This is a genomic window from Lentibacillus songyuanensis, from assembly GCF_039548255.1.
GTDB lineage: Bacteria > Bacillota > Bacilli > Bacillales > Amphibacillaceae > Lentibacillus_C > Lentibacillus_C songyuanensis.
In genome coordinates this window covers 1-8,342 of record NZ_JBCLVH010000042.1, presented here as the reverse complement: position 1 = coordinate 8,342, position 8,342 = coordinate 1, and the positions used below count along the sequence as shown (strand labels likewise).

Genomic DNA, 8,342 nt, shown 5'->3' with positions numbered 1-8,342 from the left:
ACATTTTATGATAGAGTGCCTTTTCTTTTTTGGCTAGAATATCGCTCAAATACCCTCGAGAAATATTTTACACTTACAGAGTATCAATACGTTGTTTCATCATAAGCACATCCTTTACTTATTGCTAAGTGTAGATCAGAAGCTAGAGTTTGATCTGGCAGGTCCAAAGATGCGGCAATGGTATGAGCTTTCTCTGTTGATAAACTAGGTTTTTTCCTCTGACCACCGATCTAACGTTAAATGCTATGATGACAGGAAAACACGGAAACGAACATTGATTTTCCTTACAAATCCCGTGCAGAACCTTACAATTTTATTATGTTGCCATACCTGCCCAACACCATTATGGAATAAGGTCTTTTTATGGGGCCTTTTAGGTGAAAAATGCCTTTTAATTGGATTCGAAGTGACTAACACTTATGCGAAACATGAGATAAAAAAATACCTTTATAAAAATGTTCTTCTCTTTGCAAGAATATTATGTATAATGGATATAGAAGGCAATGCAGAGTATGCAATGCTTTATTTTAATGTATAAAAAAGGGGAGGGAATTTCAATGGCAACGGATCAAGAGGCTTTATTGGATAGGGGAAGAGACGATGAACCTAAGGTAGAATATGAAAGAAGAGAAGGGGAACCGACTCCAGCTTTTAAAGGAGCTTCCTGGGCTGCCTTATTGATAGGTGTTGGAGCTTATCTTATCGGACTGTTTAATGCAACAATGGAACTGAATGAAAAGGGCTATTATTTTGCAGTATTAATTGTTGGACTTTATTCTGCAGTATCCTTACAAAAGGCAGTAAGAGATAAAGAAGAGGGGATACCAGTTACGAATATTTATTATGGTATTAGCTGGCTGGCACTTATTATATCCATCTTATTAATTGGCATTGGTTTATACAATGCAGGAAGTATTATTTTAAGCGAAAAGGGATTCTATGGAATGGCATTTGTTCTTAGTTTGTTTGCCGCTGTAACGGTTCAGAAAAACATCAGAGATACACAGCAAGCGAGGGAAAAGGATTAAGGCTTTTCCACTTTTAATTTGTGGCTATTTAGTATCGGGCGTCATTCCTAAACAAGGAGTGGCGCCACAGCTTTAATAAGAACTTGCCGCCTTCGCTCAGTCCCCATGCCCGTTTGAAAATATCCGGAAAGAAGTCAACTTTCTTTCAATTTGTTGGTTTCGTTTGTTTTTTTGAATTGAAAATCCATATGGTATTCCTTGTCAAGCACCGCAATCGCAAGTGGATACGTCAGTGCCTGTGTATTGAAACTGCCCTGCTTCGGGGCCTGCACCTGATAATTGACGGTAATTATTTTATCACCGGAAGAGGCATGTTCCAGCTGGATTTGCTTAATGGCGACATGGTATCCGCCGGTTGATTTCTGTCCAAGCTGAACAATCACATAGGTTTTCCCATTTTCGATAAATACCTTGTTGGCTTGCTGCGAGCGCTTTTTCGCTAACCAATGCTGTATCTGTTTTGGTGTTTGGTTTGTGTTGAGGCTTTGAAAAGGCAGATTCGTGATTTCTGGTTCAATGTGTTGCTCGTCTTTATGCATGTTATCTCCCTCCGAATCATTTGTCTGGCAACCGCATAAAATAATACCTGTTGATAAAACAGCAATGAACACCCAGCACCAACACCACTGCTTCATTTTTTGCCACTGCTCCCTCCTGTTTTTAATGCGATTATTCTTTTGTATGCATCCACGTAGAAGGGTTACTTTGAGCCTAATGTATCTATAAATGTATCATAACATGTTACAATAAAAAAAGGCAGGTATACCGTAGACGAATTTGAGTCTTTCGTTGGGTAGCTGTTCTTTAAGATTACATCCTATGAATGCGGATATAGGTTATGAATATCATATGTAACAACGATACTGTCGTGAACAAATGACAACGTAGATAGACGAGGGGGTTGCACCGTGAAAGTTGTTGGAATTTCCGGATCCGTTATTGGTTCCAAGACAAAGATTGCGATGGAATATGTCATGAAGCAGGTACATGAACAATATCCAGATGCAGCAACCAATATGTTGGATTTAAACGGTCTGTCACTTGTTTTTAGTGATGGGCGAAATTATATGGAATATGAGGGCGATACCAAATTTGTAGCAGAAACGATTATGTCTGCGGATGTATTGATTATTGGCACACCAACATTCCAAGCTTCGATTCCAGGCGTTTTAAAAAATGTGTTTGACCTATTGCCGGTTAACGCATTTCTGGACAAAGTTGTCGGTGTCGTGGCAACTGCTGGGTCACCCAAACACTTTTTAATGACGGAACAACAGTTAAAACCGATTTTAGCGTATATGAAAGCGACGATTGTATCATCATATGTCTTTGTCGAAGAACAGGATTATCATCGTAAACAAATCATCAATGACGATGTTTTGTTTCGGTTAAATCGGTTGGTTGAGGATACAGCTGAAACCTTTAAGGCCATGGAAATTGTCAGGAAGTCAAAAGAAGATGCATACGGCTTTTAAGCTTCGCGCGTTTGGATTGATCAGGCAGGTTGTCATGCAATGTTATTGGTGATGATGACGAAATCAGTCGGACGCGCTTTTTATTTGTCTAATTATTGGATATCCTCGTTTTCCCACCCTTTTTCACCAAAATGGCAGACCTTTCGACGGCGTTTCGCACGTTTTTCCACACGCAGTTATAAAAACGTATTATTTGCAAGTCTGTTAAAAGCTGTAGAATCTTGTCGCTTCTTGGTTCAGGTATTAGACAGGCTTAATTATTCAATCGAGTCATAAACACGCCTCTTGTCCCATAAAATAGTCCAAGCAGATGAATAAGGAGCGAATGAGATATGGGACGTGCTGGTAAAATTGTGTGCTGGGGGGCAGGGTTGGCACTGCTGGCCTTTTTAATTCAATTTCCAATTGAAAAAACAGATTCCACCTGGAAGACATGGTCTCTTCCACTTGCAGGAAAAACGATTGTCATTGACCCGGGTCATGGTGGTCCGGATGGTGGGGCCAAGGGAAAAGATGATACACAGGAAAAAGAAATCACCTTGACCGTTGCCAAGAAGCTGCAAAATTATTTACAGCAGTCAGGCGCGCTGGTTTATTTAACAAGGGAAGCGGATACGGATTTGGCAGATAAGGATACAAGTGGCCTATCCCGGAGGAAATCGGAGGATATTCGTAAGCGGCTTGCTTTTATTCAAGAAAAGGGAGCTGATTTTTTTGTATCCGTACATTTGAATGCGATTCCCGCAGCACAATGGCATGGTGCGCAAACCTTTTATTATCCAAAATATGAACAGAGCAAGCATTTGGCGAAGATGATCCAGTCTGAAGTGACTCGGAACCTCGAAAATACCAATCGCCAGGCATTGGCATTAAACACGGTATATTTGTTAAAGCATGCGGAAGTTCCCGGAGCACTGGTAGAAATTGGTTTCCTATCCAATGAACAGGAACGGGAACTGTTAAAACAGGATGATTATCAGCTGAAAATGGCCAGCAGTATTTATGAAGGGATTTTACGGTATGTGACCGAGGATGCGGAGAAAGAGAAGTGACGCATCTACATCTATTACGAAGACATTGGTATTCAACAATCATTCTCATGATTCATATCACTTAGTTTTTGTATGATTTATGTTATACTAGCAAGTAATAACAGGATTCATTGTGCACGTTACAAGGTTCTGTCGATGCTAGGAAAGGATAGGTGGGTTATCGTGCTATCAAAGGAAGAAGTTATTCAATTATTGAACCCGGTTAAGGACCCTTTTTTACATAAGACGCTAGAAGAGACGGGCGGTGTAAAAGAGGTTACCATAAAGGAAGAGAAGAACCATGTCAGTGTAAAAGTTGGGATTGGCAAGACAAATACAGGAGAACAAATGCAGCTGCAACAGCAAATTGTCGGCATTTTGAAGAAGAATGGTGCGACTACCGTTGGACTGCGCTTTGAAAAGCTGCCCGATGAAATCATTCAGAAATATCAGCCGGCAGTAGAGCAGGAAAAGGAAGCTTCGCTCATGGGCGGGAATAAGAATCCGAACTTTATCGCGGTTTCCAGCGGGAAAGGCGGCGTAGGGAAATCCACCGTTACGGTCAACCTGGCAATGGCCTTGAAACGTCTTGGTAAAAAGGTTGGAATTATTGATGCGGACATCTATGGTTTTAGTGTGCCTGATATGATGGGAGTGGAGACCCGTCCTGTTGTTCGTAATGAAAAGATTTATCCAGTGGAACGAATGGGCGTGAAGGTTATTTCCATGGGCTTTTTTGTGGAGGACAACTCCCCAATTATTTGGCGTGGGCCAATGCTTGGTAAAATGCTGAATAGTTTTTTCAAGGAAGTGGAGTGGGGCGATTTAGATTATTTACTGCTTGATCTGCCACCAGGAACGGGTGATATTGCCATGGACGTGCATGAGCTATTGCCAACGTGTAAAGAAGTAATTGTTACAACACCACATCCAACAGCAGCATTTGTAGCGGCTCGTGCTGGACAAATGGCTTTAAAAACCAATCACACGATTTTGGGTGTCGTGGAAAACATGGCTTATTTTGAAAGTGAAAAAACTGGCGAAAAAGAATATGTATTCGGCCAAGGCGGCGGTAAAAAGTTAGCAGAAGTTCTGAAAACAAAAGTACTTGGTCAATTACCGTTAAAACAGCCGTATGAGGAAGAGGATGAGTTTGCACCGTCCGTGTATCAGGCAGACCACCCGCTTGGTAAAGAATACCATAAGATTGCGGCTAAGGTTGTCGCAGAGGTGGAAGGCTAAAATTATAAAGAAAAAATAAGAGGTGGCCGCTGTCACCTCTATTTTTATCCCACTTTTAAAGGAAAGTAAGACCTCCAATTAAAGACTTTGAGGGGAAACTAAAAAGATAAGTGGGGGTCCATTCATGACAAAGATCCAGTTCTGTTCAATCCTGCATTAGAGCGTCTGAGTTCGTCGGCCCCCACTGAATGGAAAGTTCACTTTATGTGGGGTTATCTACCTTCCGTGTTAGCCCCCTCCGTACCAGCGCCACTTTTCTCGCTATCTTGATCGTTTTCCTTTTTATCTTGCTTCTGTTCTCCTTGTTCATCGGCAGCCTGCAATAAAGTTTTCGTCATCTTCGCTTGGAATGCTGGGGATTGGAGAGTTTCCTTTATGGTCTCCTCCAAATGGGCACGGAATTGCTGGCTTTTTAATACGTCAAGCATTTCCTCGGTCATTTGCGGATTTTTAAGGAGGCTAAGCATTTGCTTTTGATATTCGGCATCATTCATTAGGTTTTTCATCAGTTTCTTCTGTTCGCCGGCCATTGATTCAGCAAAGCTGTTCACGAATTTTGGATCACTGAACAACTGTTTCCACATTTCTTTCCCTTTTTCGGAAACTAATGCTTTATTAACGGCCTTTTTTACGGAATCATCCTGCATGATGAGCTGTTGTTTCATTTTTTCATCAGCCAATAACTCCTGAAGTGCCTTTTGCCCATCCTCGGTTTGTAATATATCAAGAACCATTTTTTTCGTTGTATCGTAATCCATATTTTCTACAGCAGTGCTTTGCCCGCCACTGCATGCAGATATAAACATGATGGTTAGAGCAGCAAAGGAAATAAAAATTGCCCGAAGCATGTTGATCCTCCTTCCCTTACATACCCTTAATATGAGAAGAAAAGTGAGAAATATGCACCTTAGGAAGGAAAAATGCGTCCGTTCGTGATAAAATGATGGTGAATAATGTTTGCGGTAATTTCTGCGTATGACAAATACATGGCATGAAACGGCAGGAGGATTTTTTAAGTGAATAGTCGTAAATGGGTAAGACTGTTTTTTACAACGTTGGCGCTTGGTGGTGCCGCTGGTTTAATTACCAGTTTTTTTGTAAAACCAGCTTCCTATTCAGAATGGTTAAACCCGTTTGATTTTTTTGATTTACTTGGTGTAGTTATCTTTTTTATGGGTCTTGGTTTTGTATTTAGCCTTGTCAGTCAGACTGGTTTTTTCGCTTATTTGTTTATAAATCAGTTTGGATTAGGGATATTTCGCACGTTTTGGCCAACGGTACAGGTGCTGCTTATTGCCTTTGTTGCGTTTGATTTAGTTTATTTTCCATATAATGCATCCGATGGCGAGGGCTCGCTTTTCAAGTATATTATGATAGCGGCTGCCATCGTTATTTACGGATGGATCATTGCAAAAATAAAGGCGAAGGAAACTAACAGTAGAGCGTTTATCCCTGCTCTGTTTTTAATGGTAGTTATGACGACCGCAGAGTGGGTGCCAGGCCTTCGAACAAGTGGTGCTGAATATGCCTGGCTGATGATTGTTCCGTTGTTAGTATGTAATACGTACCAATTATTGATCCTGCATCGGATTAATAAACCGGATCCGAAACAGCAAGCGAAGGCTACACAAACAATAAACAACAACAAACAGAAAAGTAAAAAAGCATGATGATCATGAAGGAGCTGTTTTGGCAGTTCCTTCATTTTTAGATGCTAATCAATTGCTTTGGATTTCGCGTGTGCCTGATTGATGAACTCCGATATTGGCACAAAGTGAAATCCTTTATTTTTCAAGCCAGGTAAAATCGTTTTCAGGGCATCGTCTGTCTGTTTAACCGAATCAGATGCATGTAATAAAATAATATCCCCGTTCGAGGTCTGTTTCATGACAAAATCAGTGATGGCGTCTGTCCCTGGATTTTTCCAGTCGTTTGGATTTACGTTCCAGTGAATAACTGTCAGACCAAGGCTTTTAGCAAGCTTAATCGTCTCTTCATCGAATTGGCCATTCGGCGGACGGACCAGCTTCATATCCTCATAGCCCAGCTTTTGAAATACTTCCTTTGCGTGCAATAGGTCCTTTTTCACTTGTTCGGGCTCTTGATTTAGATAGCTCTTATAACGATAACCAAGCATCCCCAGTTCATGTTTTCCTTCTGTAATCTTATCAATGATTTCCGGATGCCGTTCCGCCCATTCGCCACTTACAAAAAAGGTGGCCTGTATATTTTCCTGTTTTAATCGCTTTAGAATAGCAAATACTTTTTCTTCTCCCCAGCTGATATTAAAGGTTAATGCAATGCTCTCCTCGTCTTTATTTCCTTTTGACAAAGCGGATGGCTCGTCTTTAGCGGAAAGGACTGAAAAAGCCCCATCGCGCTCAAACCATAAGCATGTTGCCGTAAACAAAGCAAGTAAAATAATGACAATCCAACGTTTTGACTTGGTAAAACGGAAGGTATAAAAGTGCTGCATGGTTCTCCTCCTAAAACTTCTTTATTCTTAGTTTATGAACGAAATATCGTAATATGAACAAGCTGTTGATGGATAAAAAAGTATTCATTGGCTATGCTAACGTGTAGACAACAAAATATGGAAACGAATACGTTAAAATAAAAGCGGATGGAATATGGGAAGAAAGGGAATGGAAGTGTAGGATATGGAGGCAGCAATAAAGCACGTATGGGACAACCGACAAGTTCAAAGAGGGATTACGAATAAATGTGATGGTGTTAGTTCAGTTTTACAGGATATAACTAAAAGCATGCCTAACGAGTACCATATACGAATTTGCGGAAGGTTTGAGGTGGTAGTAATGCTTGGATTACTGATTAATGATATCGAACAAAAGGAAATGGAATACCTATTGAAACGTGAATTGGAAGAATTGCTAATGGATTTAGAAGACCATCGGATTGATCATTTAGTAAAACGTGCAATGCGGGAACGTTACCAGATTTTATTTCAACTATTTCGTCGAGTAGCAAGCGAACAAGAGTGTTTGAAATATATACCGAAGCGAACAAAGTATGAATAATGATCGCCTATTGTTAGATGGACAATGGTACAACGGCTGATTGTCCATTTTCCTTTTTCATGTTGTTTTTTACAAGGGCTGCATCCTGTTACAGGAAAAAGCCTAATTTTTTTCGGGAATTTTGTTGATAAACAGTAAAATATATGCTATATTTAGTTCTGTTGTCGGAGAGATAGCTTACAACAGCTTCAATAGGTTTTGTTAAATCAATAAAATACTTTTTCAAAAAACCTATTGACTTCCTGTGACAAATATTATAAAATATATCTTGTCGCTAAAAACGACAGATAATAAATTGCTCTTTGAAAACTGAACAAAACAACCAGTATGATAACAGATGTCAGAGGTTAGATTAGACATTAAATCGTATGATTCGATGGATGATTTAGACCCTGGAATCAATTTTTTGCAGCTAAGACTTTTGATAGGATTGATTGGTGTCAATCGTATCACAAACTTTTTTGGAGAGTTTGATCTTGGCTCAGGACGAACGCTGGCGGCGTGCCTAATACATGCAAGTCGAGCGCG

General features: G+C 40.3%; 9 protein-coding genes and 1 rRNA gene. 7 read left to right on the top strand and 3 right to left on the bottom strand.

Annotation, left to right across the window (positions count from 1 at the left end; translation table 11 throughout):
* Nucleotides 1-557 precede the first annotated feature (557 nt).
* Nucleotides 558-1,028 carry an inner membrane protein YiaA gene (yiaA, locus tag WMZ97_RS21525; RefSeq protein WP_343274121.1) on the top strand — a complete coding sequence of 157 codons (471 nt, stop codon included), beginning with the start codon at nucleotides 558-560 and terminating at the stop codon, nucleotides 1,026-1,028.
* Nucleotides 1,029-1,162: 134 nt separating this feature from the next.
* Here the strand turns inward: yiaA and WMZ97_RS21520 are convergent, their stop codons facing one another.
* Nucleotides 1,163-1,663: a protease complex subunit PrcB family protein gene (locus WMZ97_RS21520; protein WP_343274120.1), complete on the bottom strand. Its 501-nt coding sequence runs from the start codon at nucleotides 1,661-1,663 to the stop codon at nucleotides 1,163-1,165.
* Between the two features lie 273 nt (nucleotides 1,664-1,936).
* On the opposite strand from WMZ97_RS21520, the gene WMZ97_RS21515 reads away from it, so the two are divergent.
* The 3 genes from WMZ97_RS21515 (at nucleotide 1,937) to WMZ97_RS21505 (ending at nucleotide 4,776) form a co-directional block, all read left to right on the top strand.
* A complete protein-coding gene (locus tag WMZ97_RS21515) occupies nucleotides 1,937-2,503 on the top strand; it encodes an NADPH-dependent FMN reductase (protein WP_343274119.1) in 567 nt (188 codons plus the stop codon).
* A gap of 332 nt (nucleotides 2,504-2,835) precedes the next feature.
* Entirely contained in the window at nucleotides 2,836-3,555 is a 720-nt protein-coding gene (gene cwlD / locus WMZ97_RS21510; RefSeq protein ID WP_343274118.1) for an N-acetylmuramoyl-L-alanine amidase CwlD, read from the top strand.
* 162 nt (nucleotides 3,556-3,717) lie between these two features.
* Nucleotides 3,718-4,776, top strand: a complete 1,059-nt coding sequence (locus WMZ97_RS21505) for an Mrp/NBP35 family ATP-binding protein (RefSeq protein ID WP_343274117.1) — start codon at nucleotides 3,718-3,720, stop codon at nucleotides 4,774-4,776.
* Nucleotides 4,777-4,988: 212 nt separating this feature from the next.
* Here the strand turns inward: WMZ97_RS21505 and gerD are convergent, their stop codons facing one another.
* Nucleotides 4,989-5,624, bottom strand: coding sequence for a spore germination lipoprotein GerD (gene gerD / locus WMZ97_RS21500; RefSeq protein WP_343274116.1), 636 nt, complete (start codon nucleotides 5,622-5,624; stop codon nucleotides 4,989-4,991).
* Nucleotides 5,625-5,792: 168 nt separating this feature from the next.
* Here gerD and WMZ97_RS21495 point away from each other — a divergent pair, with 168 nt between their 5' ends.
* On the top strand, nucleotides 5,793-6,446 hold the full coding sequence (locus WMZ97_RS21495) for a KinB-signaling pathway activation protein (RefSeq protein WP_343274115.1): 654 nt from the start codon (nucleotides 5,793-5,795) through the stop codon (nucleotides 6,444-6,446).
* Between the two features lie 44 nt (nucleotides 6,447-6,490).
* On the opposite strand, the gene pdaB is transcribed toward WMZ97_RS21495, so the two are convergent.
* Entirely contained in the window at nucleotides 6,491-7,252 is a 762-nt protein-coding gene (gene pdaB / locus WMZ97_RS21490) for a polysaccharide deacetylase family sporulation protein PdaB (RefSeq protein WP_343274114.1), read from the bottom strand.
* A 340-nt stretch (nucleotides 7,253-7,592) separates the two neighbouring features.
* Between pdaB and WMZ97_RS21485 the strand changes: the two genes are divergently transcribed.
* Entirely contained in the window at nucleotides 7,593-7,814 is a 222-nt protein-coding gene (locus WMZ97_RS21485) for a hypothetical protein (RefSeq protein ID WP_343274122.1), read from the top strand.
* 458 nt (nucleotides 7,815-8,272) lie between these two features.
* A 16S ribosomal RNA gene (locus WMZ97_RS21480) occupies nucleotides 8,273-8,342 on the top strand; the annotation flags it as partial.